The following is a 26,717-nucleotide window of genomic DNA, read 5'->3' as shown; positions in this document are numbered from 1 at the left end:
GACCCGCGCCCCGGCCGACCCGCGCCTCCTACCGCCCCGCCTCCCAGTGCTGCCGCACCTGCTCCTCGGTCAGCACCACCGAGTAGACGGCCGCGTAGCGCAGCCCTCCGACGAAGTAGGGCGAGTCGGGGGTCACGGGCCACCCCGAGGGGATCGTGCCGGCCCCGACGCGCCAGTACCCGTCGTAGTTCATCGCCGACTGCACCGTCGCGTCGTAGGCGACGCGACGCCCGTCGAGGTACATCGTCATGCCGCCCTTCGGCGTGTACGTCACGGCGACGTGGTGCCAGGCCCCGTCCGTGACGGACGTCGTGGTGCGGATCGTCTGCACGTTGCGCGGCCGCTGCCCGTAGATCAGGCGCCCCTCGGCGCTCACGTAGAGCAGACGGTCGGCCTGCGTCGAGGTGCCCGTGGCGGAGTCGCCGAACCCGATGACGACGCCCTGCGGCCTGGTGGTGCGGAACCAGGTCTCCATGCTGAATGTCTGCGGGTCGGACTGCTTCGTCGGGTGCGTGACGTAGCTCGTGCTGCCGTCGGGGTCGTAGGCGGCCCCGGGGTCGCGGGGGCAGCTCGGCAGGGGAGGGCGGGCGAGGGTGCCCTGCGAGCCGACGTAGGCGCCGGTCGCGCCGTGCCCGGAGACGTCGGTCGCTCGCTGCGTCGGCTGCACCACGAAGGCGTCGAGCTGCAGGCCGGTGGTGTCGCTCGTCGCGTAGGCCGAGCCGCCGGGGGTGCCCACCGCGAGGCCGGCTCGGCCCGTCTCGGTGATGCTGGTGTCGGTGACGGCGATCACCTGCGCGCCGCCGACGAGCACGCGGATCGTCGACCCCACCAGGTCGAGCGAGAACCGCGTCGTGCTGCCGTCGGCGAGCGTCGCGGGCGACGTCCCGAGCAGGGTCTGGCCGCCGTCGACGACGGACCACAGCGCCCAGCGCTTGTCGGCCTGCTCGTAGCGGGCCGTGTAGTAGGTGCCGGTCGTGCTGGTCGCGGAGCCCGTGTTGAGGCGGCCCACCAGCCCCACGGCGTCGGCGGCGACGGTGCTGCGCACGAACACGTCGGCGCTCACCGTGTAGTTCGGGCTGCTCGAGGCGGGCTCCGAGCGGTACAGGACGAAGGAGGTGCTGCCCGACTTCCGCACGCGGCCCGCGCCCGTGAACACGACCTCCGTGCTCCCGCTCGAGTTGTGGCGCAGCCAGGTGCCGCCCGTGTCGCCGGTGTGGCCGGAGAGCGGTGCCCCGGCCGTGTCCGAGAAGGTGTCGCGCACGAGCTGGGCGATCGCCTTCTCGTCGAGCGGCCACTGGAAGACGGCGCCGTCGCGCTGCGGGGCCCACGCGTCGGGGCACCGGAAGTAGGTGGCCGTCTGCAGGCGGTCCCCCGTGTTGCGGACGGACGCCGTGAAGGCCGCGCTCGTGCCCTCGGTGGAGCCGGTCACGAGGCCGAGGCCCGCGACGAGCGCCACGGCCAGCACGGCGGCGAGGGCACGGAGCCGGGGCGCCGCCGAGCGGTGCGCGAGGTGCCGCCCGCTCACGCCGGCTCCGCCCGGCGGCGGCCGCGCTCGGCCCGGGGCTCCCCCGCGGGCAGGCCCAGCGTGAGCACCGCGATCAGCGGCGAGGCGCAGGTCAGCGCGACGACGACCCAGCCCACGACGGGCAGGTGCAGCGACGTCGTGAGGTCGACGGCGGAGGCGCCCGCGGGCACCGGCACCTGGCCGACGGCCCCGCTGACGAGGTCGGCGTGGCCGCCGCCCTCGGCCGCGACCCGCACGGGCACGAGCCCGGTCGAGACGACGTGGGCGACGCCCCGGCCCGCGGCGTCGACCGTGGTCGAGAGCAGCACGGCCCCGACGAACGGGCGCAGCACCGACACGACGCCGAGCACCACGGCGCAGCCCGCGACGAGGCGGAAGGCCGAGCGCGCCGAGTCCGAGCGGAGGCGCGTGCCGACCGCCCAGACCGCCAGCGCCCCGAGGGCGAGCCAGGGCAGCCCGCGCACGAGCCACCCGACGCCGGGCAGCAGGGCGACGGCCCGGCCGACGAGGTCGTCGTCGCCGAGCAGCCACGGGTCGACGGCCCCGGTGGTGTCGCCGCTGGTGCGGACGCCGTCGGCGCCTGTCGACGCGACCCGGTGGGTGTACACCTCGCCCGGCACGGTCGGCGGGCGGAAGGTCACGACGTCGCCGACGCGCAGGTCGGCGGAGGGGCCGGAGGCGCGGGTCGGCTCGGTGAGCACCAGCGTCCCCACCGGCGCCGCCTCCCCCATCGACGAGGAGGTCACGACGAACCAGCGCCCTCCCCCGTGGTGGAACGCCCCCGCCGCGACGGCCAGGGCGACCGCGCCGACGACCGCCACGGCGAGCAGGAGCGCGCCGAGCCGACGCGCGAGGGGCGCCGACGTCAGGCCGTGAAGGTCCACGTCAGCGGCATCGAGGCCGTCAGCGACTGGTAGCTGTTGTCGGCCGTCGAGTCGAGCGAGACGACGAAGGTGAAGGGCACGGCCGTCTGGCCGCTCGGCGCGGTGAGGGTGATCGGGCCGCCGCTGGCGAGGCCCGCCGCCGTCCCGGAGAAGACCGAGGCGCCTCCCGCGGTCGTGACGGAGACGCGGATCTTGCTGCACAGGTCGGTGGCCGACCCCGTCGTGGCGGAGCCGGCCGTCGCGGTCTGCGTGCAGGTGCCGGGCGAGAGCGTGAAGGTGCGGACGGCGGCCGTGCCCGTGGCCTGGATGCTGACCTGCGTGGTCGCGGCGGGGCCGCCGGGGGTCATGGCGGTGTCGCCGCCGAACTTGTTGATGGTCGAGCAGGTCGCCGCCGACGAGCCGGCGCCGCCGTCGGTGCTGCTGCAGGTGGTGCCGCTCGTCGTGCCGGGCACGGACGACGACACCAGCGCCTCCTTCATGGCCAGCGAGGCCGTGCCGACGGTGTTCTTGTCGTTCGCGATGCTGGCCGTGAACGACGAGAGCGTGCCCGTCATCGTGAGGCTGAGCACGATCGAGCCGATGACGCCGGCCGCGAGGGCGAGCGGCGTGGTGCGGACGCGCCGACGGCGCAGGGAGACGTGGGAGGACATGGTGGAGTGCCTTCGGGGTCGTTCTGCGCGTGTCGGGGTCGCGGCCGCCTCGGGAGCAGGGCCGCGGCGGCGGGTCGCCGCGCGCAGTGACCTGGACGCTAAACGAAGCCCCGACGCCGCGTCACGGCCGTCGTGCCCCCAGTTCGAGGCGTGATCGTGCATCGGGGCGGCGTGCCGCGCCGTACCGTCTGCGCCCCGGTCTGATCGACCGACGACGCCGACGGTCCTCGTCCACCGAACGCGGCAGGATGCGCGGTGGCGGAGGCGGAGGGGGCTCCGGCACGAGCGGACCGTCCGGTTCGGATGACTCCCGCAGCTTCTCCGGGGGGTCTGCACATCGGGGGCCGCCACGATGTGCCCATGCCCGACTTCAAGCGGCTCCTGGGCGCCGCCGCGAAAGCGCTCGGCGACTCGTCGTCCTCATCCTCCTCTTCTTCGTCGTCCGCCGGCGGGCGCGGCGACTCGCGCCCCGGTTCCGGCACGGACTGGCGCGACCTCGTCCGCACCGCCGCCGACAAGCTCACGGGTGACGAGCGCCAGCAGGGTGCAGGAGGCGCGGGCCAGGCCCCGGGGCGCGCCCCCGGTCAGCAGCCCCGCCAGTCCGCCCCGTCGGCGGGGCCCTCCGCCTCGCAGGTCCGGGCCTCCGAGGCCGACCGCGTCGCCCTCGGCAAGTACGACTACCTCCTGCGCACGGCCGAGCCGGAGCAGCTCGAGCAGGTGCACCGCGACGCGTTCGCGCGGCTCACCCCCGAGCAGCGCGAGCTCGTGCAGGCCCGCCTCGGCGAGGAGCTGCCCGCCCACGAGCAGCCCCGCAGCGGCGGCACCGACGACCTCGCCCGCGCGGCGACGCGGGGCGAGACGGCGCACCCCGGCCTGATGCAGCGTGTGTTCGGCGGCGGCGCCGGGGCCGGCACCGGCACGGGCACTTCGGGCTCGGGCTCCCGCACGGGCTCGGGCGCCGGGACGTTCGCGGCGGGTGCGGCGGCCGGGGTCGGCGTCGCCGCGCTCGGCGGTCTCGCCCTGACGGTTGCGGCGGGTGCCGCGGTCAGCAGCGTGGCCGCGCCGCTCCTCTCCGGTGCGCTGGCGGACGGCGTCGACTTCGGCGGCCTGGCGAAGAACTTCGGGCTGGAGGGCATCGCCGGGCTCGGCGAGGGCCTCGGCGGCCTCACGGAAGGCGTCGACGGGCTCGCGCAGGCCGGCGAGGAGGGCCTCACCGGCCTCGGCGAGCAGGTCGGCGGCCTCGGCGAGGGCTTCCAGATCCCCGGCCTGGGCGACCTCTTCGACCGCTGACGCGCCTCCCCCTGCCCATCCAGGTGCCTCGATCTGGCCCCTCGGCCCCCGCAGAGCCCCAGCTCGAGGCACCTCGTCGTGCTCGGCTCACCCCAGCGCCGCGCCCGCGCACCTCAGTTGCCGTTTTGAGGGGCTAAGCAGCCCGCTCCACCCCCCAATTCGGCAACTGACCGCACAGACCGTGGCCGACTGAGCCCACGCGCCTCACGCCCCGAGCGACCCCAGCGACCCGATGCGCGCCTGCACCGCCACCGCCGCCGCCCCGCGTGCCCACGCCCCGAAGTCCGCGGCGCCGGTCAGCACCCGCACCTCCGACGCGTCGGGGTCGCGGTCGGCGGCGATGCCCGCGCGCAGCTCGGTCGCGGCGACGGGCACGTCGACGAGGCCGACGCCCTCGCCCGACAGCACCACGGTGCCGACCATCGTGAGGTTCGCGACCGCGGCGACCATCCGGCCGAGCGAGCGGCCGGCCGTGCCGACGACCTGCACGGCGACCGGGTCGCCCGAGGCGGCGAGCGCCAGCAGCTCGTCGTAGGTGACGGGCCGACCGAGGCCCACCGCAGCCGACGCGCACATGCTCGTCGTCGACAGCATCGCCGTCGAGCAGCCGCGGTGCCCGTCGACGCAGATCGGCCCGGTCGGGTCGAGGGGGACGTGTCCGCCGAGGCCGAGCCCCGTGTCGGGCGTGACGACCTGCCGCCCGTGGACCACCAGGCCGTAGCCGACGCCGGCCCCGACCGTCACCACGGCGAAGTCGTCGACGCCGCGACCGAGGCCGAACCAGCGCTCCGCCTCGGTCAGCGCCACGACGTCGTTCTCGACGACGACCGGCACCCCGAGCCGCTCCGCGAGCATCCCGCCCAGGTCGACCTCCCGCCACGCGAGGAACGTCGCCCGCAGCACCGTCCGCTGCCCGGTCACCTTGCCGCCGATGCTCACCCCGACTCCCGCGAGGCCCTCCACGCCCTCGACGCCCGCGACGCCGACGCCGACGCCGCGGCTGCCGCTGCCGCTGCCGCTGCCGCCCGCCGTGAGCGCCTGCACCACCGCGACCAGCGCCTCCACCACCTCCTCCGGCAACCGACCCGCCAGGTCGGCGACGTGCTCGCCGAGCGCCCTCGCGCGGAGGTCGGTCAGCACGCCGAACGCCTGGTCGCCGGTGAGCTTGACGCCGACGAAGCGCTGCAGGTCGGCCTGCACGTCGAGCGGCTTCGCCGGCCTGCCGACGGCTCCGGCGAGCTCGACGGCCCCCTCGACGAACAGCCCGCTGTCGAGGAAGGGCCTGCTCAGCCGCGTCAGGCTCGCGGGCGACAGCCCCAGCCGACGCCCCAGCTCCGCCCGCGCGATCGGCCCGTGGATGAGCACCTCGCGCACGAGCTCGCGACCGGACTCGCTCAGTGCGGGCTCCGTCGTCGCCATGGGCACTCTCCTGCATCGTCGCGGCCGCGGGCGGACCCACGGAGGCCGCAGAGACGCGGCCCGCCGAGCATATCTTCCGCTGCGGACAGAAAGGAGGCGCGGAGAGGGCCCCGACGCCGACTTGACACCCCCATTCCTTCCGTCATAGAACTAACCCATGCAGCGCCGCACCGATGCCGTCCCGCCCGAGCTCCACCTCCGCCAGGGAGGCACGAGCGTCGTGCTCGACGCCTCGGGCGCCGGCCTGCCGAGCATCGTCCACTGGGGCCCCGACCTCGGCGAGCTGAGCGACGCCGCCCTGGCCGGCCGCGTGCTCGCCTCCCGCCCCCAGCGCACCTCGGGCGCGATCGACGAGCCCGCCCGCCTCACGCTGCTGCCCCTCGAGTCCGACGGCTGGCAGGGCACACCGGGGCTCCTCGGCAGCCGTGCCGGCGCCTCCTTCTCGCCCGCCTTCACCGTCACCGACCTCGACGTCCGCAAGACCGACGCCGCCGACGCCGCCGACGCCGGCGACTCCGGCACCGCCACCGCCACCACCGCCGCCCCCGGCATCGCCGGCTCCCCCGGCACCACCGTCACCGTCACCGCCGACGACCCCGCCGCCGAGCTGCGCCTCGTCGTCACCCTGCGGCTCGACGTGCACGGCCTGCTGCACCAGCGCCTCCGCCTGTCCAACACCGCGGCGGGCTCGACCGGCGACGACGCCCGCGGCCTCGACGCCTCGGCCGCCGCCGCCCTCGACACCGCCGCCACCTACGAGCTCGGCGAGCTCGCCGCCAGCTTCCCCCTGCCGCACACCGCGGGCGAGGTGCTCGACACGACGGGCCGCCACCTCCGCGAGCGCACGCCCCAGCGCCACGCCCTCACGGTCGGCCGGTACGACCGCGAGAGTCGCCGGGGCCGCCCCGGCGCCGACGCGACCCTGCTCGTCGCGACCGGCACGCCCGGCTTCGCGTTCGAGCGCGGGCTCGTCCACGCCGCGCACCTCGCCTGGAGCGGCAACCACCGCGTCAGCGTCGAGCGCATCGTCACGGGCGCGACGCACACCCGTCTCGCCGAGCTGCTCGCTCCCGGCGAGGTCCGCCTCGGGCCGGGCGAGAGCTACGAGACGCCGTGGTCGATCGGCTCGTGGGGCGACGGACTGACGCAGCTCTCGTCGCGCTTCCACCGCCTCCTCCGTGCCCGCCCCGGCCACCCGTCGACGCCGCGCCCGGTGACCCTCAACACGTGGGAGGCCGTCTACTTCGACCACGACCTCGCCCGGCTCACCGCCCTGGCCGACGCCGGGGCCCGCGTCGGCATCGAGCGCTTCGTGCTCGACGACGGCTGGTTCCACGGCCGTCGTGACGACACGACGTCGCTCGGCGACTGGTGGGTCGACGAGACGGTGTGGCCCGACGGCCTGGCGCCGCTGATCGAGCACGTCACCGGCCTCGGCATGCAGTTCGGCATCTGGGTCGAGCCCGAGATGGTCAGCCCCGACAGCGAGCTCGCGCGGGCGCACCCCGACTGGGTCCTCGGGCCCGGCGAGGGCCGCCTGCCCGCCGTCGCGCGCCAGCAGCAGGTGCTCGACCTGTCGAACCCCGACGCGTTCGACCACGTCCTCGGCCAGCTCGACGCGCTGGTGAGCGACCACGACGTCGCCTACCTGAAGTGGGACCACAACCGCGACCTGCTGGAGGCGGGGGCCGGCTCGCCCGCACGGCCGGCGGTCCACGAGAACGTCGTGGCCCTCTACCGCCTGCTCGACGCGCTGCGCACGCGGCACCCCGGCCTCGAGATCGAGAGCTGCGCCTCCGGCGGGGCCCGCGTCGACCTCGGCGTCCTCGACCACACCGACCGCATCTGGACGAGCGACTGCATCGACCCCGTCGAGCGCCTCGTGAACCAGAAGCACACCGGCCTGCTCGTGCCGGTCGAGCTGATGGGCGCGCACGTCAGCGGCCCCCGGTCGCACTCGACCGGCCGTCGCCACGACCTGTCGTTCCGCGCCGGCGTCGCCCTGCCCGGCCACTTCGGCGTCGAGTGGGACATCAGCTCGCCCGACGTCGACGACGCGACCCTCGACGAGCTGGCCGTGTGGATCGCCACGCACAAGGCCCACCGCGACCTGCTGCACACGGGGGCCGTCGTGCACGCCGACCTGCCCGACGCGGGCATGGACCTCCGCGGCGTCGTCGCGGCCGACCTCGGCCGCGCGCTCTACACGTTCACCCAGGTCGCCACGAGCGCGAGCTACCCGCCCGGCCCGGTCACGCTGCCCGGCCTCGACGACGACCGCGACTACCGCGTGGCCCTCGCGGCCCCGACGGCCCCGCTCGCCGGGCCCGGCCAGTCGCCGCTCGCCTGGGCCCTCGACGGCGTCGTGCTGAGCGGCCGTGCCCTGCGGCTCGGCGGCGTGCAGGCGCCCGTCCTCTTCCCTGAGCAGCTCGTGCTGATCGAGGCGGTCGCGCTCTAGGGCACCGCCCGGGCCCCGGCGACGCCCCGGGGCCCGGCGAGGCCCCCGGGGCCACGGCGAGGCCCCCGGGGCGCGCTGCCGTCAGCGCCCCCGGGGGCCTCGGCGACGGGTCAGGCCTGCGGGAGGCGCGGTGCGGCCCCCTGGGGAGCGGGCACGTCGAAGCGCGCCCCGCCCGGCTTCGGCCCGAGCACCGACAGGATGAAGATCACGAAGCCGCCGAGGTACGGCACGAGGTTGAGCAGGATCAGCCAGCCGCTGAGGTCGACGTCGTGCAGGCGACGGACGCCGATCGAGAGCCACGGGATGATCGTGCCGAACGCGACCAGTGCCAGGACGATGCCGAACGGGTAGAAGCCGGGGCCCGGCTGCGAGGTGCCGTCGACCGCGGTCGTGGCGCCCGCTGCGCCGGCGATGCCGCCGCCGATGCCGAGGACGATGAAGACGACGGTGTTGACCAGCACGGCCCACCAGTACTCGCTGCGGCTCGCCCGCCCCGAGAACGTCGCGTACTTCTGGAAGAAGCGCTTTATCGACTCGACCGGCCCCGCGCCGTACAGGGGCGCCCAGAGCGGCACCGTGCCGTCGGCGGCCAGCGGGACGGGGGTGCCGTAGAGCGGCTGGGGCGGAGCGACCGCGCTGCCGGGCTGCTGGCCGTAGGGCTGCTGGCCGTACTGCTGCTGGCCGTACGGCTGCTGCCCGTACTGCGGCTGCTGCTGGCCGTTCGGCTGCTGCCCGTACGAAGGCTGGCCGGAGGACGGCTGGCCGTACGGCGGCTGCTGCCCGGACGGCGACTGCTCCCCGGACGGGTGCTGCCCCGACGGCGCCTGCGGGCTCAGCCGCGACCGGCCCTCCGCGGGCTGCGATCCGTACGGCCAGCGAGGCGCCTCCCCGGGCTGCTGCCCCTGCTCGCCGCCCTGTCCCTGTCCCTGTTCCTGGCCCTGCCCGCCCTGGCCGTTCCGTCCATCGTCGCTCATGTCGTTCCCCCCTGCTCGCGTCGCACCCTGCGACGTCGCCAGGGTACCGACCCGAGAGAACCTCGTGCGCCCCGTGGCAAGCTGGGCCCATGACCGACCGCGACCTCCCCGGCCTGCTCGCCGCCGCCTCCGTCGACCCCGCCGTCTTCGCGCTCCGGCCCGACTACCGCGCCGCGCTCGTGGCCGTCGACGGCATCGTGCCCGGCCCGAGCGACGACGAGAGCGAGGCGCTGCTGCAGGCCGCCGAGCGGTCGGCCGCCGCGGCCCTGGCGGAGGCGCCCGTCGACCAGCTGCCGCACGTCGCCGCGTGGCGCGACGCGTACCGGGCGTTCGGCGCCAAGCCGCAGCGCACGCGCAACAGCGCCGAGGCGCTCATCCGCCGCGCGGAGTCCGGCCTGCCGCGGGTCAACCGCCTCACCGACCTCTACAACGCCGTCTCGGTCTCGCACGCGATCCCGCTCGGCGGCGAGGACCTCTCGCGCTACGTCGGAGCGCCCCGCCTCGTCCGCGCCGTCGGCGACGAGGCGTTCGAGACGAGCGCGGGCGGCGAGCCCGTGACCGAGCACCCCGACGCCGGCGAGGTCGTCTGGTGCGACGACGAGGGCGTCACCTGCCGCCGCTGGAACTGGCGGCAGGGCCCGCGCACCGCGCTCCGCGACGACACCACGTCGGCCCTGTTCGTCCTCGACGCGCTCGACCCGCTCACCGACGACCAGCTGGAGGCGGCGGTCGCCGACCTGGAGCAGCACCTGACCCGGCTCGGCCCCGACGTCCGCACGGCCCGCCGCATCATCCGAGCCGGCTGACGTGGCCGACCCCGGCGACACCGCTGCCGCCCCGGCCCCGGCCCCGGCCCCGGGCGACCCGGACTCGATGACGCTCGGCCCCGACCCCGACGCCCTGCCCCAGGGCTGGGTCGTGATCGGCACGCGCGACTGGCGCAGCGTCTGGGGCGTCGGCGCGCAGCCGTTCTTCCTCTTCCTCCTCAGCCTGCACCTGGTCAACATCGCGGCCACCTTCGCTGCCGACGGCGTGCCGGTCGTCGTCACGATCGGCACGGCCCTCGCCCTGGTCGTCGTCACCGTGGCGGTCGCCTGGGTCGCGCGTACCCGCCGCTGGCCGCTGGCCGCGGTCTCCCTCGCCACGGGCGAGCTCCGCGCCGGGTCACGCACGGTCGAGCTCGCGTCGGTGGACGCCGCCCAGATCGGCGTCCTTCCCCAGCGACGACGCGAGCCGGTCGTCACCCTGCGCCTGTCGGCCGACGGGAAGGCGCGCGTCGAGGCGTTCCTGCGCGACCGTCGCGGGGCGACCCTCACCGACGAGCACCGCCTCGTGCTCGCCGAGGCGCTCCGCCGCACGTCGATCGTGCTGCCCGTCTCGCCCGACGACCCGAAGGGCCGCTTCACGCGCATCAACTTCCCCGGTCACCTCGACCGCGACGAGGCCGTCGCCACCGCGCTCCGCCCCGAGACCGCCGACGCCCACGTGCTCGGCGCGAAGCGCCTCTACCAGCGCTGACGCGCGGCCCCGCGCCTCCCCCACCCACCGAGGTGACCCGTCCCGGGCCCTTCCCCGCACCGAGGGCCCATGAGGGGGCACCTCGGTGCCTGCGGGCTCGCGCCCGGGCGAGCTCGGCCGAGCCCGCGCCTCCCCCGTTCACCGAGGTGACCCGTTCCAGGCCCTCACGCGCGCCGAGCACCCAGAACGAGTCACCTCGAGGCCCGCGGTCGCCCCCGCGCGCCCGGCCCCGCGCCTCCTACAACCAGCGCTTGAGGCGGAACGCCCCCCACAGCCCGCCGCCGATAGCGGCCATCAGCCCGAGCGCGAACGGGTAGCCGAGGGTCCAGTGCAGCTCGGGCATCACGTCGAAGTTCATGCCGTAGATCGCTCCGACGAGGGTCGGTGCGAAGAGGATGGCGGCCCAGGCCGAGATGCGCTTGGTGACCTCGTTCTGGTCCTGGGCGACGAGCGTGGCGTTCAGCGCGAGCGCGTTCTGCAGTACGGCGCGGAAGGTGTCGGCCCGGTCGACGACGCGGATGACGTGGTCCTGCACGTCGCGCAGCCGCCGCTCGAGCTCGGTGCCGAGCCCGTACTTCTCGCCGCCGCGCAGCAGCCCGTCGAGCATCGCGATCAGCGGCCGCGACGCCTTCTGGAAGTCGCTGACCTCGCCGAACAGCTCGTAGATGCGCCGCGCGACGCCGGGCGCCCCGGAGAACAGCTGCTGCTCGATCTCGTCGATGTCGTTCTCGAGGCCGTCGATGACCGGCTTGTAGGCGTCGACGACCGCGTCGAGCAGGGCCCACAGCATCGCCTGCGGCCCGGCCCCGAGCAGGTCGGGCTTGGTGCGCAGCCGCGAGACGCTGCGGGCGACGTGCCGGGCGTCGATGTGCGAGACGTGGTTGATGCCGATGAAGAAATCCGGCCCGACGAAGCCGTGGATCTCGCCGAAGGCCACGGTCTCCTCGTCGTCGAGGTAGACCGCGGGCCGCACGACGACGAAGAGCGTGGTGCCGTACCGCTCGAGCTTGGCGCGCTGGTGGCCCGAGCCGGCGTCCTCGACGGCGAGCTCGTGCAGGTCGAAGCGCCGCTGCAGCGAGGCCAGCTCGGCCGCGTCGGGCTCGCTGAGCACGACCCACGCGGTGCCGCCGGTCTCGGCGAGGGCCGCGTACGTCTCGTCGAGCGTGTCGTGCGAGGCGTGCAGGCGGCCGTCGACGTAGACGTCGTTGATCTGGAGGGGCATCCGGCCAGTCTCCCAGAGCGGGGGCCGCCCCGAGGAGGCGCGGGTCGAGCCCCCGAGGAGGCGCGGTGAGTCAGTGCCCGGCCGCGAACCGCGTCTGGACCTGCGAGGCCGTCTGCGCCGAGTTGTTGTAGATCGTGCTGCCGTCGACCTGGCCCGCGAACCAGCTGCTGGTCGGCGCCGACCCGAGGCCGGTCAGCGGCACGTAGCCGACTCGCCAGTAGCCCGTGGCGGCCTGGGCGGTCTTCGAGGTGGTGTCGGTGACGACGGCCTGGCCGTCGACGTAGATGACGACGCCGGCGGTGCTCGAGAGCGTCGCGACGACGTGGTGCCAGGCGCCGTCGTTGTAGGCGCGGGGGGTGACGGTCGTCTTCACCGTGCTGGTCGTGGGTCGGACGCCGAGCGCGAGGGCGCCGGTGTTCGTCATGTAGAGGGCGCGGTCGGTGGTCGTGGTGGTGCCGGTCTGCGCCGACGAGAAGCCGACGAGGGCGCCGCCGCGGGTCGTGGTCGTGCGGAACCAGGTCTCGGCCGTGAACGAGGGCTGCCCGCCGAGCATGACGGCCGTGGTGACCTGGCCCGAGGTGCCGTCGAGCTGCAGCGACGGGCTGGAGTTCGCCGCGCACGAGCCGCCGACGAACGAGGCGCCGGAGCTCAGGGTGCCGACGCGGGCGAAGGCGCTGCCGTCGGCCGTCGTCGTGCCCGACGTCTCGTTGTACGAGAAGCCGAAGGAGGTCTGGTCGTTGTACGCGTCGGTGAGGCAGTCGAAGGTCGACGCGGCGCCGAAGGCGCTCGACGGGTTCGCGACCTGGGCCGAGAAGGCGGCGCCGGCGCCGCCGGAGACGACGAGGGTCACGGCGAGGCCCGAGACGAGGCCGACCACGGCGAGCGTGCTGCCGGCGACCCGGAGCCGGGCCGCGCGACGGACGCTGCGGCGGGCGGCCACGCGACCGCCGGCGAGGGCGACCGGACGGCGGGAGGTGCGGGGCGACTCCTCGGGGCCCTCCAGGCCCTTGAGCAGGTAGCGGTCGGCGCGGGCGCCGAGCACGAGCAGCATCAGGAGGCTGCCCGTGACGAGCAGGTGGCCGGTCTGGCCGGCCTGGGCCCAGACGAAGGGCGTGCCGAGGTACGGCACGCGCAGGTAGCCGACGCCGACGACCGCGTCGCGGGCGACCGGGGTGCTGTCGGCCTGCGGGTTGGCGTCGCCCTTGGTGACGATCGTCGTGCCCTCGCCGTTGTCGAGGTAGCGGTGCAGGCGGAGGTGGTCGGCCCGGTCGGGGTCCTGGAAGAGGAGCACCTGGCCCTGGCGGATCGCCGACTCGGCGACGGGCTTCGCGACCACGACGTCGCCGGGGTGGATGCGCGGCTCCATCGAGCCGGTCATGACCGTCGTGGGGGTCCAGCCGATCACGGCGGGGACGGCGGCCCAGAGGAGGAGGCCCACCACGGTGGCGAGGACGGTGCGCGAGAGCACCCCGACCAGCAGGCGGAGCCAGTGCGACCACGACCGAGAGGCACGCCGCGACCCGGCGACCTGCGCCGCGGCGGTGGCCGGGCTGAGGAAGTCGAAGGTGGTCATGGCGTGCCTCGTGGTCTCGTGGTGCGTGCGTGGTGAGTGCTGTCGTGCTGCGGTGCTGTGCTGCGGTGCTGCGGTGCTGCGGTGCTGCTGTCGTGCTGCGCTCCGGGTCGGGCGGGGCGGTGGTGCTGTGGTGCGTCGGGGCGGTGCGGTGGTGCTCGGGGTGGGCGTGCGACCGGCGAGGTGGGGGGCCGGGTGGTGCGGTGGTGCTGTCGTGCGGTGCGGCGTCGCGGGCGATCGGGCGTCCTGCGGTGCTGCTGCTCCTCCGGCCGGCTCAGGGGGCCGGAGGAGGTCCTCGCCGTCCGCCCCGCGGGGGGTCGGGGCGGGCGGCGAGGTGGGGCCCGTCGCGACGCAGGGGGGAGGAGCGGCGACGGGAGTCGGTGGAGCTCTCAGCGGTCGGGGCCGCCGGCTGTCGGGGCCGGCGGCCGGGCGACTAGCTGTTCTGCGCCTCCCAGGTGAGGGCGATGGCGGCGGTGCCGCCCTGCTGGGCGTTGGTCGCCGCGGCGTTGACCGTGTAGGTCACCTGGTAGGTGCGGACCTCGGGGGTCGTGCCGCCGACGGTCGCCCAGGTGCCGACGCCGTTGCCGTAGTTGGTGGCGGCGGTGCTGAGGCCGGCGACCGTGCCGGAGTAGACGGCGCCGGCGGCGCCCTGGGCGGGCGTGTAGCCGGTGCAGGAGCCGAAGCCGCCGCCGGTGCCCTGCGTGATGTTCAGCGTGATGTTGTCGCCGAGGGCCTTGGTGGTCGAGTAGCTGCTGCTGTAGAGCTTGACGGCCGAGGCGAGCGAGCCGGTCGAGGTGACCGCGATGCACTTGGAGCCGGTCGAGCCGGGCTTGAGGTTCGTGGCCTGGAACATCGCGGCGCCGGTCGAGCCGTCGGCCGTGGTGCCGCCGTCGTCGTCGGTGAGGGCGACGCTGCCCGCGGTCCAGTTGCTGGTCGGGTTGGCCGTGGTCGACGAGAACGCCGAGTAGGAGGCCTGCGAGACGACGAGGCCGGAGGCGACGAGGGCGGCGGGGATGGCGATCCAGGCGGCGAGGCGGGCGAGGCGGGGGGTGGGACGCGACATGGGGAGCTCCAGGTGGTTGGGGTGGAACGGGAAGTTGGGGGGAGAGCCTCGGAGAACAATTTGCTCGGTATCCGAGTGGTTGGTCTCTCAAGTGGTACGACAATCAAGTTACTTGTCACCCGAGTAGCACGCAAGCCGAAGCATGCCCCCACTCAAGGGGACATGGCTCGACGGGTGAACTACTCGTCATCCGAGCTATGCTCGTCGTCGAGGCAGTTCGCTCCCCGCCCTCGGCGGGCGTCGACCTCGCCCCTCGTCGTGACCCCCCGCACCGTGTCGCCCCGCACGCTCGCGCACGACCCGCCCCCGAGGCCCCGGAGCCCACCCCATGACCGACGTCTCCCCCCAGCCGCCCGCCGGCGCCGCGCCTCCCCTCCACGACGACGGGCTGCTCGACGTGTCGGGCGTCCTCGACGCGTTCCGTGCCCTGCAGAAGGAGAACGAGCGCGTGGAGCGCCTCGTCGCCACCTACTACGGCATCGGCACGAGCGACCTGCGCTGCCTCCGCTTCGTCGGCGAGAACGCCGCCTCGACGCCCAAGGCCACCGCCGAGGCGCTCGAGCTGTCGACGGGCGCCACCACGAGCCTGATCGACCGGCTCGGCGCCGCCGGCTTCGTGCACCGCGCCCCGCACCCCACCGACCGGCGCAGCGTCGTGCTCGAGCTGGCCCCGGCGGGCCGCAAGGCCATCGACGAGATCGACGAGTTCTACCGCGGGGCGTTCCGCGACGCGGTCGATCCGCACCACCTCGACTTCCTGGCCGCGGCGATGCGCGCGATCGGCGACTCCCTCGTCCGGTCGGCGGCGCAGGCGGACGCCGACCTGGCGGCCCTCGCTGCCGGTGCGGCCGAGGGGTCGGCGCAGGCTCCGGCCTCGTCCGACTAGCTCCGCCCCGGTCGGCGCTCCTCGCGGCCGGACCCTCCCGCGCAGCCGGTCGTAGGGTGGCGCGATGACTCCCTCCGACGTGCTCATCGACGCCTTCTCGCGCCTGCCCGCCATCGCCCGCTCGGCCGTCGACGGCCTCTCGGTCGACGACCTCGCCTGGCGGGCCGACCCCGAGGCCAACACGATCGCCTGGCTCGTCTGGCACACCGCGCGCGGTCAGGACGCGCAGGTCGCCGACCTCGCGGGCAGCGACGAGGTGTGGTCGGTCGACGGCTGGGCCGAGTCGTTCGGCCTGCCCTTCTCCCCCGCCGAGATGGGCTACGGCATGTCGCCCGCCGACGTCGCCTCGGTGCGGGTCGAGGGCGACCTGCTCGTGGCCTACCTCGAGGCGGTCACCCTGCGCACCCGCGGCTACCTCGACGACCTGGACGCCGCCTCCTGGGACGACGTCGTCGACGAGCAGTGGGACCCGCCGGTCACGGCCGGGGCGCGGCTCGTGAGCATCCTCGGCGACTGCCAGCAGCACCTCGGCCAGGCGTCGTTCGTGCGCGGGCTGCTCGACCGCCGCTAGCCCTGCGTCAGCACCGGGGAGGCGCGGGTCGGCCTGTGCGGACCGACTGCGTCGTCAGCGGAGCGACTCCGGCAGGCAGCTCGCCGGCACCGGGAAGCCCAGGCGGTCGGCCAGCTCGTCGAGGCGTGCCCGGGCCGCCGCGTGGTGCTCGACATAGATCGGGTCGACCAGGGCGAAGGCGCGGGGCGAGGTGTCGGCGTGCACGACCAGCCGCCACAGGTCGAGCTCGTCGGCGGCGTCCTCCGTGTCGGAGAGCCGCCGGGCGAGCTCGGCGAGGTCGTCGTGCGGCACGGGCGGGTCGTGCTGCTCGGCCCAGGTGCGGAACTCGACGGGGACGGTGACGACGCCGTCACCGTCGAGGGCGTCGCGGACGGTCTGCCGCAGGGCCGCTGGATCACGACGCGGCCCGGGGGTGACGTCGTGGGCGACAGCGACGAGCCCCCCGCCGACCGCGGCTCCGAGGACGGCACCGGCCGCGAGCGACGCCCACTCGTGCAGGTGACCCACCTCGCGGGTCACCGCGACGCCGATGACGGCCCCGGCGATCGTCGCTGCGGCGTACAGCCACCGCGTCGACCACCGGGTGGGCTCGGCGGCCCAGCCCCGACGTCGGAGCTCCCGTTCCACCGCGGCCGTGGGCACCCCCGGGGCTGCGACGAACCAGCACGACTCCTCGTCGTCACCAGGGATGCTCACGAACGCCGTCACCGGTCCACCTCGGCGTGCCGGCGAGACGGAACGTAGCCGGTCGCGGCCGCGACGGCCCTGAGTTCGTCCACCGCGGTCGCCTCGGCGGCGACCAGCACGGCCACGGCCCGGCGGGCGACTGCCTCGCCGCCCGGGCCCTCGTCGCCCCGGCCGTCCTCGCGCTCCTGTCCGTCGGCGTCAGCGACTGCCCACCTCGCGCCACGGAGCTCCTCGACGAGCCCCACGGCCGCGGTGACGCGCCAGACAGCCTCGGCCGGGGTGTCGTCGCGCAGCCACGAGAGCACGTGACGCGGCACCGGGACGACCTGTGCCGAGGGAGCGGGGCCGACGAGGTCGGGCGCGAGACGGTCGCTGACGCTGAACGCCAGGGCGATCGCGCCGACGAGGACGGCGAGGACGCCGACGACGGCGATGCTCATCGCGCCGAACTCCTCCGTGAGGGGCAGCGCCTCCACGCCTGCCGCGACGCCGGCGCCCCCGGTCGCCGTGGTGACGACGAACAGCACCAGCGGCGCCCACCGCAGCACGCGCCGCCCGCTCCCGACGTTCGTCGGGGCCGCCGACCGGCGCAGCTCGGCGACGGCGTCGGCGGCCGCGTCGGGCGTCAGCGCGGGGTCGACGACGTACCAGCGCCGGCGGTCGTTGACGAGCACCGGCACCAGGCCGGGGCGTTCACGGGTCGGGGGCACCTCGCGAGCCTAGGGGCGGTCCTGCCCCCGTGACGTGGGCGGTGCGGGCGGGCCGACCCACGCCTCCCTCGGGCCCCCGGACGCGACGACGGGCGCCCACCTCGTGAGGTGAGCGCCCGTCGGGTGCCGTGGTGCTGCGGTGTCGTTACGCGCCGGCGAGCCGGTCGAGCAGGGCGTCGCCGGAGCGGGCCTCGATCATCTCGGCGTCGATCTCGGCGCGGTCGAGCAGCTCCTCCATGCGGCGGCGGCGCTGGCGCGTGATCAGCGTCACGACCGTGCCCTCCTTGCCGGCGCGGCCCGTGCGGCCCGAGCGGTGCATGTAGGTCTTGTACTCGTCGGGCATGTCGGCCTGGACGACCAGCTCGATGTCGTCGACGTGGATGCCGCGGGCGGCGACGTCGGTCGCGACGAGCACGTTGACGCGGCCGCTGGTGAGCATCTGCAGGTTGCGGGTGCGACGGGCCTGGTTGAGGTCGCCGTGGAGGCTCGTGGCGCGGATGCCCGCGTCCTCCAGCTGGTCGGCGAGCTGCTCGGCGAAGGCGCGCGTGCGGGCGAAGACGAGGGTCTTGCCCGGGCCGGAGGCGAGCTGCTCGATGACGGCCGTCTTGTCGCGCTGCTCGATCAGCAGCACGCGGTGGTCGATCGTGGCGCTGGCCTGGTCCTCGCCGGCGACCTCGTGCACGGCCGGGTCGACGAGGAACTCGTCGACGAGCTTCGCGACGCCCTTGTCGAGGGTCGCGCTGAAGAGCAGCTTCTGGGCGCGGTCGCCGTTCGGCTTCACGTCGGCGGTCTCGCGGATGATGCGCTGCACCGGCTCGAGGAAGCCCAGGTCGCACATGTGGTCGGCCTCGTCGAGCACCGTGATGGTGACCTCGCTGAGGTCGAGGCGGCCCTGGTCGATGAGGTCCTCGATGCGGCCGGGGGTGCCGATGACGATGTCGACGCCGCGGTTGATGGCGCCGACCTGGCGGGCCTGCGGCACGCCGCCGTAGACCTGCGTCGTGAAGAGGCCGACCGAGCGAGCGATGGGCTGCACGGTGCGGTCGATCTGCATCGCGAGCTCGCGCGTCGGGGCGAGGATGAGCGCGCGCGGCTTGCGGCCGGGCTTGCGGCCCTTGGCGCCGTTGTTCTCCATCAGCTTCTCGACCAGCGGAGCGCCGAAGGCGATCGTCTTGCCGGAGCCCGTGCGGCCACGGCCGAGGACGTCCTTGCCGGCCAGCACGTCGGGGATCGTCGCCGCCTGGATGGCGAACGGAGCGGCGGCGCCCATCGACGCCAGCTGGCGCTCGATGTTGTCGCCGAGGCCCAGGTCGCCGAAGCTCACGCCCTCGACGTCGGCCGCGGTGACCACGGCGGCCTGCAGCTTCTCGAGCTTGACGTCGTCCTCGGGCGAGTAGTGGCCCGCGTCGCGCTTCGGGTACAGGTCGCTGCCGCGGTCGGAGCGCTGGGGGCGGTCGCTGCGGGAGTCGCGGTCGAAGCTGCGCTGGGGGCGGTCACTGCGGGAGTCGCGGTCGAAGCTGCGCTGGGGGCGGTCGTTACGGTCGCCGCGGTCGCTGCGGGGTGCTCGGTCGTCGCGGTCGAAGCTGCGCGGAGCGCGGTCGTCGCGGTCGAACGAGCGCTGCGGGCGGTCGTCACGGGGCGGGCGCCCGGCGGGCGTGTAGCTCTTGGGCGCGCGGTCGTCACGGCGGGCGGGGCGCTCGTCGCGGTCGTACGAGCGGGGGGCGCGGTCGTCGCGCTGGGGGCGGGCGTCGCGGTCCCAGCTGCGCGGGGCGCGGTCGTCGCGGCCGCCACGGTCGTCGCGCTGGGGGCGGGCGTCGCGGTCCCAGCTGCGCGGGGCGCGGTCGTCGCGGCCGCCACGGTCGTCACGACCGCCGCGGTCGTCGCGAGCCGGGCGCTCCGAGCGCTCCCAGGGGCGGGTCGGGCGACCGTCGCGGCCGGCACGGGCTGCCTCGCGGCCGCCGTCCCGGCCGAAGCGGGGGGCGCCTCCGTCACGGCCACGCTCGCCGTTGCGGGCGTCGTGGTCGCGGGGGGCGAAGCGGCTGTTGCCGGTCTTCTCGCGGGGCTCCCAGTTGGGGCGGCCGCCGCCGGTGCGGGGGGCGTCGCCACGGCGCTCGGCGCGGGCGTCGCTGTTCCAGCGGTCCTTGCGGGCGGGGGCTCCGGCCTCGTCGGGGCGGTGGCCGCGGTGCTTGGGGCTCTTGGAGCCGCCGCCGCGGGGGCCGTCGTCGTTGCGGGCGCGCGAAGGCGTCTTGTCGTAGGGGGGCATGGTGGTTCTCTCCGGGCTTGCGCGGTGACGCGAGGTGATACCCGGGCAGCCTTTGGCCAGGACCGTTCACGTTCGTGAATTCATCTCGACGACATCCGTCGAGAATCCGGCCCACAAGACTGACAAACCCTCTATGCGTGATCGTCGCTGTGCTCAGCGCCCGATCGGTTCGCGCCACAGGCGCGGTGTCTTGAGCCGACCCACCTACGGTACCCGACGCCTCCCGCCCGCGGAACCCCCGCCTCCCCCGCCCCACCCCTGCACATGCCGACCATCCGCACCCGCCACGGCCCATGGCACCCGGATCTCCCACTACTACAGCCCCCGCGGTCGGGTTCTGCAGCCCGACCACGGCGACCCCTTCCAAATTTGAGAGTGATCCGAGCTGCACGGCCGCCACAGCCGCACGCCGCCGCCCGCCCCGACCAGATCCCTCCCGCATTCCGAGCGCGACCAGCCGCGCGGCCCTGCCCAGCGCTTCGCGCTCCGACACCGTCACCGCAGGCCCCCGTCACCCCGCCGCACTCTCAAATTCGAGAGCGATACGGCCCGCGCTGCCGCCACAGCCGCACGCCGCCGCCCGCCCCGACCAGATCTCCCTCGCATTCCGAGCGCGGCCAGCCGCGCGGCCCTGTTCAGCGCTCCGCGCTCCGACCCCGTCACCGCAGGCCCCCGTCACCCCGCCGCACTCTCAAATCTGAGAGCGATACGACCCGAGCAGCCGCCACAGCCGCCCCCCGCCGCCCGCACCGACCAGATCCCTCCCGCATTCCGAGCGCGGCCAGCCGCGCGGCCCTGCCCAGCGCTCCGCGCGCCGACACCGCCGCACAACCCGACCATCCGCACCCACCACGGCCCCTGGCACCCGGATCTTCCACTACTACAGCCGCGACGGTCGGGTTCTGCAGCTCGACCACGGCACCCTCCTCCGAATTCGAGAGCGATACGGCCCGAGCAGCCGTCGCAGCCTCACGCCGCCGCCCGCCCCGAGCAGATCCCTCTCGCATTCCGAGCGCGGCCAGCCGCGCGGCCCTGCCCAGCGCTCCGCGCTCCGACACCGCCGCACAACCCGACCATCCGCACCCACCACGGCCCCTGGCACCCGGATCTTCCACTACTACAGCCTCCACGGTCGGGTTCTGCAGCCCGACCACGGCGACCCCTTCCAAATTCGAGAGTGATCCGACCTGCGCGGCCGCCACAGCCGCACGCCGCCGCCCGCCCCGACCAGATCCCTCCCGCATTCCGAGCGCGGCCCAAGGCGCGGCGCGCATCCCCCGTTCGCCCCCGCATGACGAAGGGCGCCGCCCCACCTCGCGGTGACACGGCGCCCTCGGCACGACGAGCGACGAGCGACGAGCTACGCCGGCGACACCCCAGCAGCCTCGCGATCGCCTGCGGCGCCCGAGGCGCCCCCGGCACCCCCGGCACCCCCCGCGGCCTCCGCCGCCCGGTCGGCCCGACGCTCGCCGACCCGCTCGTAGAGGTAGTACATGACCGGCAGCACGACCAGCGTCAGCACCGTCGACGACACCAGCCCGCCGATGACGACGATCGCGAGCGGCTGCGAGATGAACCCGCCGTGCCCGGTGATGCCGAGCGCCATCGGGGTCAGGGCGAAGATCGTCGCGGTCGCCGTCATGAGGATGGGCCGCAGACGTCGCGACGCCCCCTCGAGCAGCGCCTCGCGCACCCGGAGCCCCTTCTCGCGGTACTGGTTGACGAGGTCGATCAGCACGATCGCGTTCGTGACCACGATGCCCACCAGCATCAGCACGCCGATCAGCGACGCGACGCCGAGCGGGATCCCCGAGGCCAGCTGCAGCAGGATCGCGCCGGTGGCCGCGAACGGGATCGACACCAGCAGGAGGAGCGGCTGCAGCAGGCTGCGGAAGGTCGCCACCATGACGATGTAGACGATCAGGATCGCGATCAGCACCGCGAGGCCGAGCTGCGAGAAGGCGTTGGCCTGGTCGGCCGTCGCCCCGCCGACCACCGCGTCGGCGCCGGCGGGCAGCGAGACGTCGGCGAGCGCGTCGGAGACCTCGGTGCCCGCGCTCGACAGGTCGTCGCCCGAGGGCGTGATGGTGACCGTGGCGGTGCGGACGGCGTCCTTCGTCGTTACCGAGGTCGGCCCGGTGCTCTGGTCGACCGTCGCGACCGAGTCGAGACGGACGGGGCCCGTGGGGCTCGGCAGCTGGATCGCCCGGAGGTCGTCGAGCGTCGCCGGCGGCGTCGGGTCGAGCGTGTAGACGTCGACCGAGCTGTCGTCGATCTCGACCGAGCCGACGCGGAACGCCTGCACGGCCTGCGAGACGATGCCGCCGACGGCGACCTCGCTGAGGCCGATCCGGGCCGCCGCGTCGCGGTCGACGGTGACGCCGATGATCGGCTGGGCCGACTGCAGGTTCGAGCTCGCCTCGGCGGTGCCGGGGAGGTCCTGCACCTCGGCCAGCACGGCGTCGGTCGCGGTCTGCAGGGTGTCGGGGTCGGGCGCCGAGACGTCGACGGTGATGTCGTTGTTCGTGCCGAAGCCGCTCGAGGCCGCCAGCTCGATCGTGCCCGCGTCGCTGACGCCGTCGAGCTGCGAGCGGACGTCGGCCTGGACGGCCTCCTGGTCGGCGTCCTCGTCGGTCGTGATCGAGTACGTCACCGTGCTGTCGCCGCTGCCGCCGAAGAAGCTCGCGATCGAGGTGCCGCTCGAGCCGATGGTCAGCTGGACGGTGTCGATGCCGTCGACGCCCTCGAGCACGTCCTCGACCTGCGTCGCCGCGGTCGAGAGGGTGTCGAGGCTCGACGCCGGGGCGAGGGTCTGCGTCACCGTGAAGGTGTTCTGCCCGCTCGACCCCAGGAAGTTCGTCTTCATCAGCGGGATGACGGCGCCCGTCCCGACCAGCACGAGCGCCGCCGCGACGAGGGTGACGACGGGGCGACGCAGCGTCCCGCGCAGCACCGGCACGTAGACGCGGCGCAGGCGGTCGAGCGGCGTCGGGTCCGTGGGGTCGGAGGCGGCCGTGGTGAGCGGCTCCCGCGAGCCGACCCGCGCCTCCGCGCCGACGCCGTCACCAGCACCCGCACCGGCCCCGCCAGCGTGCTTGTGCGCCTTCGGCGCCCGCAGGAACCAGTACGCCAGCACCGGCACGATCGTCAGCGCCACGAACAGCGAGGCGATCAGCGCGATCGTCACCGTCAGCGCGAACGGCCGGAACAGCTCGCCCGTGATGTTGCCGACGAACGCCAGCGGCAGGAACACCACGACGGTCGTGACGGTCGACGCCGTGATGGCGCCGGCGACCTCGCGGACGCCCACCGAGATGGCCTGCAGCCGGTCCGTGCCCGCCGTCAGGTGCCGCTTGATGTTCTCGATCACGACGATCGAGTCGTCGACGACGCGGCCGATGGCGATCGTCAGCGCCCCGAGCGTGAGGATGTTGAGCGTGTAGCCCGCCGCCTGCAGGCCGATGAAGGTGATCAGCACGCTGGTCGGGATGCTGATCGCGGTGACGATCGTCGACCGCACCGAGAGCAGGAAGACGAGGATGACGACGACCGCGAACGCCAGGCCGAGCAGGCCCTCGGTCGCGAGGCTGTCGATCGACTGCTGGATGAAGGGCGCCTGGTCGAAGACGACGGTCAGCTCGACGCCGTCGCCGAGGTCGGTGGCGAGGCCCGGGATGGCGTCGCGGACGATCTCGGAGACGTCGACGGTGTTCGCGTCGAGGGTCTTCGTGACCGCCACGGTCAGGGCGTCCTGCCCGTTCACGCGGCTGATCGAGGTGACGGGCGCGCTGGTCAGCTGCACGTCGGCGACGTCGCCGATCGTGACGACCGAGGTGCCCGACCCGCCGAGCAGCGGCAGGGCCGCGATCTGGTCGGTGCTCGTGATGCGCTCGCCGGCCTGGATCGAGAGGGTCTGGCCGTTCTCGGTGATCGTGCCGCCGGGGATCAGCGTCCCGTTGGCGTCGAGGGCGTCCTGGAAGGCCTGGGCGGTGAGGCCGGCCGCGGCGAGCGCCGTCTGGTCGGGCGTGATGGTGACGCGCTGGCCCGCGTCGCCGTAGATCGACGCCTCGCGCACGCCGTCGAGCTTCTGCAGGTCGGGCACGGTCGTGGTGGTGAGGCGGTCGACGAGGGTCTGCGCGTCGGCCTGGTCGTAGCCGGTGACCGCGATCTGGATCACCGGGAGGTCGTCGAGGCTGCCCGTGACGACCTGCGTGTCGACCGAGTCGGGCAGCGAGAGCCGGTTGATCGCCGACTGGATCTTCTGCTCGGCGGAGTTCAGGTCGGTGCCGTAGGTGAACTCGGCCGACACCGTGCTCTGCGAGGTGCTCGACGTGGCCGTCGTGCCCTCGAGGCCGGGGATGATCTGCACCGCCTGCTCGATCGGCGTCGACACGTCGTCGTTGACGACCTCGGGGGTCGCGCCGGGGTACGAGCTGACGATCGCGATCTGCGGGAACTGCACGCTCGGCGCGAGCTCCTGCTTGAGGCTCGTCAGGGCGATGCCGCCGAAGACCGCGACCACGATGGTGACGAGGGCGATCAGGGCGCGGTTGCGCAGGCTGAAGACGGAGAGGAGGTGCACGGGGCTCCCGGAGACGTGGCTGGTGAAGGCCGATGAGGAGGACGTGCACGTCGTGCACCCCTCCATTGTCGTCAGTCTCTCTGGGAACGCGGCTACACGACCTCCGCCATCACCGCCCCGCGGGGCACCTGCACGCCGTCGATCCCCTCCCACGCCGCGGCGAGCGCCGCGAGGGCCCGGTCGGTCTCGTCGTCGGGGTACGAGAACGGCACGCGGAGGAACCTCTCGAAGGCGCCGTCGACGCCGAACATCGGCCCCGCGGCGAGCAGCAGCCCCTGCTGCCGGGCCGCGAACGTGAGCTGCGAGCTGACGGGTGCCCCGAGGGCGACCCAGGTCGTGAGCCCGCCGGCCGGCGACGGCACCTGCCACCCGGGGAAGGCGGAGCGCAACCCGGCCACGACGCGGTCGCGACCCCGTCTCAGCTGGCCTGCCCGCGCCTCCAGGATCCCCTCCATGTCGCCGAGCAGGTCGGCGACGATCAGCTGCTCGAGCACCGGGGTGCCGAGGTCGCCCGCCGACCGCGCGCGCACCAGGCGGTCGACGAGGGGGCGCTCGGCGCGGATCCAGCCGATCCGCAGCCCGCCCCAGAGCGACTTGCCCGCCGAGCCGATCAGCACGGCGGGCCCGTAGGCCGCCATCGGCAACGGCGAGGAGGCGCGGTGCCCGCCCCCGAGGGAGCCCCCGCCGAGCGGCCCCACACCGAGCGGCCCCCCGATCCGCAGCTCCGCCATCGTCTCGTCCGCGACGACGACCGTCCCCTCGTCCGCCGCGGCCTCGAGCACGCGCACGCGCTGGTCGACCGGCATGGTCGCCCCGGTCGGGTTGTGGAAGTCGGGCATGAGGTAGGCGATCGTCGGACTGGTGCGCCGGAGCGTCTGCAGCAGGGCCGACTCGTCCCACCCGTCGCGCACGGTCACGCTGACGGGGGCGAGCCGCGCGCCCGCGCCGCGCAGCGCCTCGAACGCGTGCGGGTAGCCCGGCGCCTCGACGACCGCCCGGTCGCCCCGGCCGACGAGCACGCGCGCGAGCAGGGCGATGGCGTGCTGCGCCCCGAGGGTGACGACGATCTGCTCGGCGTCGGTCGGCAGGCCGCGGGCCCGGTAGCGCTCGGCGATCGCCTCGCGCAGCACCGGGCGGCCGACGGTGTCGTAGCCGCTGTCGGCGAGGTAGCCGCCGATGCTCGCGGCGGCGCGCTGGGCCGCCTCGGCGATGCCGTCGACGGCGGGCAGCGCGGCCTTGGTGAGGTCGAGCAGCCCGGCCGACGACGAGGCGCGCGGCAGGCTCGTCCGGGCCGGCAGCCGGACGGTGCTGCCGCTGCCGCGCACGCTCTGCACGTGCCCGGTCTCGCGCAGCGACGCGTACGCGGCGGCGACGGTGGTGCGGCTGACCCCGAGGTGGGCCGACAGGTCGCGCTCGCTCGGCAGGCGCGTGCCGACGGGCAGCCGCCCGTCCACGACCAGCAGCCGGACGCGGTCCGCCAGGGCGGCGTAGCCGGGAGCCGAGGAGGCGCGCCACGAGTCGAGCAGGGAGCCGAGGGCCCGCGACGAGACGGCTGGTCCGCTGGTGGTCACCGTGGTCATGCGGCCACACTAGGGCGATTGGCACCTTGCGACCAGTCCACCTGACCGATTGGATCGTCGACGTGCCGTACCCCCGCCTCCCCCTGACCGCCCTCCGCCGCGGCGACCACCTCGAGCGCCTCGCGCGCCTCGCCGTCGGCCTCGTGCTCTACGGGGTCGCCCTCGCGCTGATGGTCAGGGCCGGCATCGGGCTCGCCCCGTGGGACGTCCTGTCGACCGGCATCGTCGCGCAGACCGGCCTCTCGTACGGGGTGGTGGTCGTCGCGACCAGCGTGCTCGTGCTGCTGGCGTGGATCCCCCTGCGCCAGCGGGTCCGGTTCGGCACGGTCGCGAACACGATCACGATCGGCCCGGTCGCCGACGTCGTGCTCCGGGTGCTGCCCGAGCAGACGGCGTGGTGGGCCCAGGGCCTCACCTTCGCGCTCGGCCTCGCCCTGCTCGCCGTGGCGAGCGGCCTCTACATCAGCGCCGACCACGGGCCCGGGCCGCGCGACGGCCTCATGCTCGGCCTCAACCGGCGGCTGGGCTGGCGGATCGGCGTCGCTCGCACGGCGATCGAGGTGACGGTGCTCGCGATCGGCTGGCTCCTCGGCGGCCAGGTCGGGATCGGCACGGCCCTCGAGGCGCTGCTGATCGGCCCGATGGTCGCCGTGACCATCCCCGCGCTGGCCCGACGCCGCCCGGCGGCCGAGACCCCGGGCGCGCCGCCCGCCGCGACGCCCGCCGAGCCCTCCCCCGGGGCGCCGACCCGCGACTCCTCGACGCCTGTCGCCGACCTGCCGGAGGCGCGCCTCCCCTGAGCCCGGAGCGCCGGTACCAGACGGTTCGGAGCCCGTGGGACGGATCGGGAATGAACGGCCCCGCC

The 26,717-nt window shown here is 74.9% G+C and carries 20 protein-coding genes; 7 read left to right on the top strand and 13 right to left on the bottom strand.

Annotated elements, in window-relative coordinates:
* Window positions 1–28: 28 nt before the first annotated feature.
* Genes F1C15_RS10880 through F1C15_RS10870 form a run of 3 tightly spaced genes read right to left on the bottom strand, consistent with a single transcriptional unit; the run spans window position 29 to window position 3,059 of the window.
* Window positions 29–1,525, bottom strand: coding sequence for a LamG domain-containing protein (locus F1C15_RS10880; protein ID WP_185231119.1), 1,497 nt, complete (start codon window positions 1,523–1,525; stop codon window positions 29–31).
* Entirely contained in the window at window positions 1,522–2,409 is an 888-nt protein-coding gene (locus F1C15_RS10875) for a S26 family signal peptidase (protein WP_185231117.1), read from the bottom strand. The genes F1C15_RS10880 and F1C15_RS10875 overlap by 4 nt, the downstream gene beginning before the upstream one ends.
* A complete protein-coding gene (locus F1C15_RS10870; RefSeq protein ID WP_167261762.1) occupies window positions 2,391–3,059 on the bottom strand; it encodes a hypothetical protein in 669 nt (222 codons plus the stop codon). Before F1C15_RS10870 ends, F1C15_RS10875 begins: the two co-directional genes overlap by 19 nt.
* A gap of 360 nt (window positions 3,060–3,419) precedes the next feature.
* Between F1C15_RS10870 and F1C15_RS10865 the strand changes: the two genes are divergently transcribed.
* The gene (locus F1C15_RS10865; protein ID WP_185231115.1) at window positions 3,420–4,349 is read left to right on the top strand and encodes a cation-transporting ATPase; all 930 of its coding nucleotides are present in this window, start codon (window positions 3,420–3,422) and stop codon (window positions 4,347–4,349) included.
* Between the two features lie 204 nt (window positions 4,350–4,553).
* Here the strand turns inward: F1C15_RS10865 and F1C15_RS10860 are convergent, their stop codons facing one another.
* Window positions 4,554–5,768 carry an ROK family protein gene (locus F1C15_RS10860; RefSeq protein WP_185231114.1) on the bottom strand — a complete coding sequence of 405 codons (1,215 nt, stop codon included), beginning with the start codon at window positions 5,766–5,768 and terminating at the stop codon, window positions 4,554–4,556.
* A gap of 157 nt (window positions 5,769–5,925) precedes the next feature.
* Between F1C15_RS10860 and F1C15_RS10855 the strand changes: the two genes are divergently transcribed.
* Window positions 5,926–8,226 carry an alpha-galactosidase gene (locus tag F1C15_RS10855; protein WP_185231113.1) on the top strand — a complete coding sequence of 767 codons (2,301 nt, stop codon included), beginning with the start codon at window positions 5,926–5,928 and terminating at the stop codon, window positions 8,224–8,226.
* Window positions 8,227–8,336: 110 nt separating this feature from the next.
* Here the strand turns inward: F1C15_RS10855 and F1C15_RS10850 are convergent, their stop codons facing one another.
* The gene (locus tag F1C15_RS10850; RefSeq protein ID WP_219731543.1) at window positions 8,337–9,200 is read right to left on the bottom strand and encodes a DUF805 domain-containing protein; all 864 of its coding nucleotides are present in this window, start codon (window positions 9,198–9,200) and stop codon (window positions 8,337–8,339) included.
* A gap of 89 nt (window positions 9,201–9,289) precedes the next feature.
* Between F1C15_RS10850 and F1C15_RS10845 the strand changes: the two genes are divergently transcribed.
* Window positions 9,290–10,006: a B3/4 domain-containing protein gene (locus F1C15_RS10845; protein WP_056051881.1), complete on the top strand. Its 717-nt coding sequence runs from the start codon at window positions 9,290–9,292 to the stop codon at window positions 10,004–10,006.
* A 1-nt stretch (window position 10,007) separates the two neighbouring features.
* Complete coding sequence (locus F1C15_RS10840) at window positions 10,008–10,718, top strand: hypothetical protein (RefSeq protein WP_185231112.1); 711 nt, start codon at window positions 10,008–10,010, stop codon at window positions 10,716–10,718.
* 238 nt (window positions 10,719–10,956) lie between these two features.
* On the opposite strand, the gene F1C15_RS10835 is transcribed toward F1C15_RS10840, so the two are convergent.
* From F1C15_RS10835 to F1C15_RS10825, 3 genes are all read right to left on the bottom strand, one after another.
* Entirely contained in the window at window positions 10,957–11,940 is a 984-nt protein-coding gene (locus F1C15_RS10835; protein WP_056051876.1) for a magnesium and cobalt transport protein CorA, read from the bottom strand.
* A 70-nt stretch (window positions 11,941–12,010) separates the two neighbouring features.
* Window positions 12,011–13,513, bottom strand: coding sequence for a signal peptidase I (locus F1C15_RS10830; RefSeq protein ID WP_185231111.1), 1,503 nt, complete (start codon window positions 13,511–13,513; stop codon window positions 12,011–12,013).
* A gap of 430 nt (window positions 13,514–13,943) precedes the next feature.
* Window positions 13,944–14,573: a hypothetical protein gene (locus tag F1C15_RS10825; RefSeq protein WP_056051868.1), complete on the bottom strand. Its 630-nt coding sequence runs from the start codon at window positions 14,571–14,573 to the stop codon at window positions 13,944–13,946.
* Between the two features lie 328 nt (window positions 14,574–14,901).
* Here F1C15_RS10825 and F1C15_RS16045 point away from each other — a divergent pair, with 328 nt between their 5' ends.
* Both F1C15_RS16045 and F1C15_RS10815 read left to right on the top strand, forming a co-directional pair.
* Window positions 14,902–15,459 carry a MarR family winged helix-turn-helix transcriptional regulator gene (locus F1C15_RS16045; protein ID WP_056051865.1) on the top strand — a complete coding sequence of 186 codons (558 nt, stop codon included), beginning with the start codon at window positions 14,902–14,904 and terminating at the stop codon, window positions 15,457–15,459.
* A 64-nt stretch (window positions 15,460–15,523) separates the two neighbouring features.
* Window positions 15,524–16,030 carry a DinB family protein gene (locus tag F1C15_RS10815; RefSeq protein WP_056051862.1) on the top strand — a complete coding sequence of 169 codons (507 nt, stop codon included), beginning with the start codon at window positions 15,524–15,526 and terminating at the stop codon, window positions 16,028–16,030.
* Window positions 16,031–16,084: 54 nt separating this feature from the next.
* Here the strand turns inward: F1C15_RS10815 and F1C15_RS10810 are convergent, their stop codons facing one another.
* From F1C15_RS10810 to F1C15_RS10790, 5 genes are all read right to left on the bottom strand, one after another.
* Window positions 16,085–16,726: a hypothetical protein gene (locus F1C15_RS10810; protein ID WP_185231110.1), complete on the bottom strand. Its 642-nt coding sequence runs from the start codon at window positions 16,724–16,726 to the stop codon at window positions 16,085–16,087.
* Window positions 16,727–16,734: 8 nt separating this feature from the next.
* The gene (locus F1C15_RS10805; RefSeq protein ID WP_185231109.1) at window positions 16,735–17,427 is read right to left on the bottom strand and encodes a hypothetical protein; all 693 of its coding nucleotides are present in this window, start codon (window positions 17,425–17,427) and stop codon (window positions 16,735–16,737) included.
* A 145-nt stretch (window positions 17,428–17,572) separates the two neighbouring features.
* Complete coding sequence (locus F1C15_RS10800) at window positions 17,573–19,690, bottom strand: DEAD/DEAH box helicase (protein WP_185231108.1); 2,118 nt, start codon at window positions 19,688–19,690, stop codon at window positions 17,573–17,575.
* Between the two features lie 1,360 nt (window positions 19,691–21,050).
* Window positions 21,051–24,272, bottom strand: a complete 3,222-nt coding sequence (locus F1C15_RS10795) for an efflux RND transporter permease subunit (protein WP_185231106.1) — start codon at window positions 24,270–24,272, stop codon at window positions 21,051–21,053.
* Window positions 24,273–24,364: 92 nt separating this feature from the next.
* Window positions 24,365–25,852, bottom strand: a complete 1,488-nt coding sequence (locus tag F1C15_RS10790) for a PLP-dependent aminotransferase family protein (protein WP_185231103.1) — start codon at window positions 25,850–25,852, stop codon at window positions 24,365–24,367.
* 62 nt (window positions 25,853–25,914) lie between these two features.
* Between F1C15_RS10790 and F1C15_RS10785 the strand changes: the two genes are divergently transcribed.
* Window positions 25,915–26,652 carry a YitT family protein gene (locus F1C15_RS10785; protein ID WP_185231101.1) on the top strand — a complete coding sequence of 246 codons (738 nt, stop codon included), beginning with the start codon at window positions 25,915–25,917 and terminating at the stop codon, window positions 26,650–26,652.
* Window positions 26,653–26,717 lie beyond the last annotated feature (65 nt).

Origin of the sequence: Frigoribacterium sp. NBH87 (assembly GCF_014217665.1) — a bacterium.
Taxonomy (GTDB): domain Bacteria; phylum Actinomycetota; class Actinomycetes; order Actinomycetales; family Microbacteriaceae; genus Frigoribacterium; species Frigoribacterium endophyticum.
Note: the sequence above shows the minus strand (reverse complement) of the source record. Positions and strands in the feature narration are given on the sequence as shown.

Bases quoted from the DNA above. Each gene is read 5' to 3' on its own strand.
- F1C15_RS10830 (WP_185231111.1), bottom strand. From the start codon at position 13,513: ATGACCACCTTCGACTTCCTCAGCCCGGCCACCGCCGCGGCGCAGGTC.
- F1C15_RS10860 (WP_185231114.1), bottom strand. From the start codon at position 5,768: ATGGCGACGACGGAGCCCGCACTGAGCGAGTCCGGTCGCGAGCTCGTG.
- F1C15_RS10845 (WP_056051881.1), top strand. From the start codon at position 9,290: ATGACCGACCGCGACCTCCCCGGCCTGCTCGCCGCCGCCTCCGTCGAC.
- F1C15_RS10850 (WP_219731543.1), bottom strand. From the start codon at position 9,200: ATGAGCGACGATGGACGGAACGGCCAGGGCGGGCAGGGCCAGGAACAG.
- F1C15_RS10815 (WP_056051862.1), top strand. From the start codon at position 15,524: ATGACTCCCTCCGACGTGCTCATCGACGCCTTCTCGCGCCTGCCCGCC.
- F1C15_RS10800 (WP_185231108.1), bottom strand. From the start codon at position 19,690: ATGCCCCCCTACGACAAGACGCCTTCGCGCGCCCGCAACGACGACGGC.
- F1C15_RS10855 (WP_185231113.1), top strand. From the start codon at position 5,926: ATGCAGCGCCGCACCGATGCCGTCCCGCCCGAGCTCCACCTCCGCCAG.
- F1C15_RS10865 (WP_185231115.1), top strand. From the start codon at position 3,420: ATGCCCGACTTCAAGCGGCTCCTGGGCGCCGCCGCGAAAGCGCTCGGC.
- F1C15_RS10870 (WP_167261762.1), bottom strand. From the start codon at position 3,059: ATGTCCTCCCACGTCTCCCTGCGCCGTCGGCGCGTCCGCACCACGCCG.
- F1C15_RS10835 (WP_056051876.1), bottom strand. From the start codon at position 11,940: ATGCCCCTCCAGATCAACGACGTCTACGTCGACGGCCGCCTGCACGCC.
- F1C15_RS10790 (WP_185231103.1), bottom strand. From the start codon at position 25,852: ATGACCACGGTGACCACCAGCGGACCAGCCGTCTCGTCGCGGGCCCTC.
- F1C15_RS10825 (WP_056051868.1), bottom strand. From the start codon at position 14,573: ATGTCGCGTCCCACCCCCCGCCTCGCCCGCCTCGCCGCCTGGATCGCC.
- F1C15_RS16045 (WP_056051865.1), top strand. From the start codon at position 14,902: ATGACCGACGTCTCCCCCCAGCCGCCCGCCGGCGCCGCGCCTCCCCTC.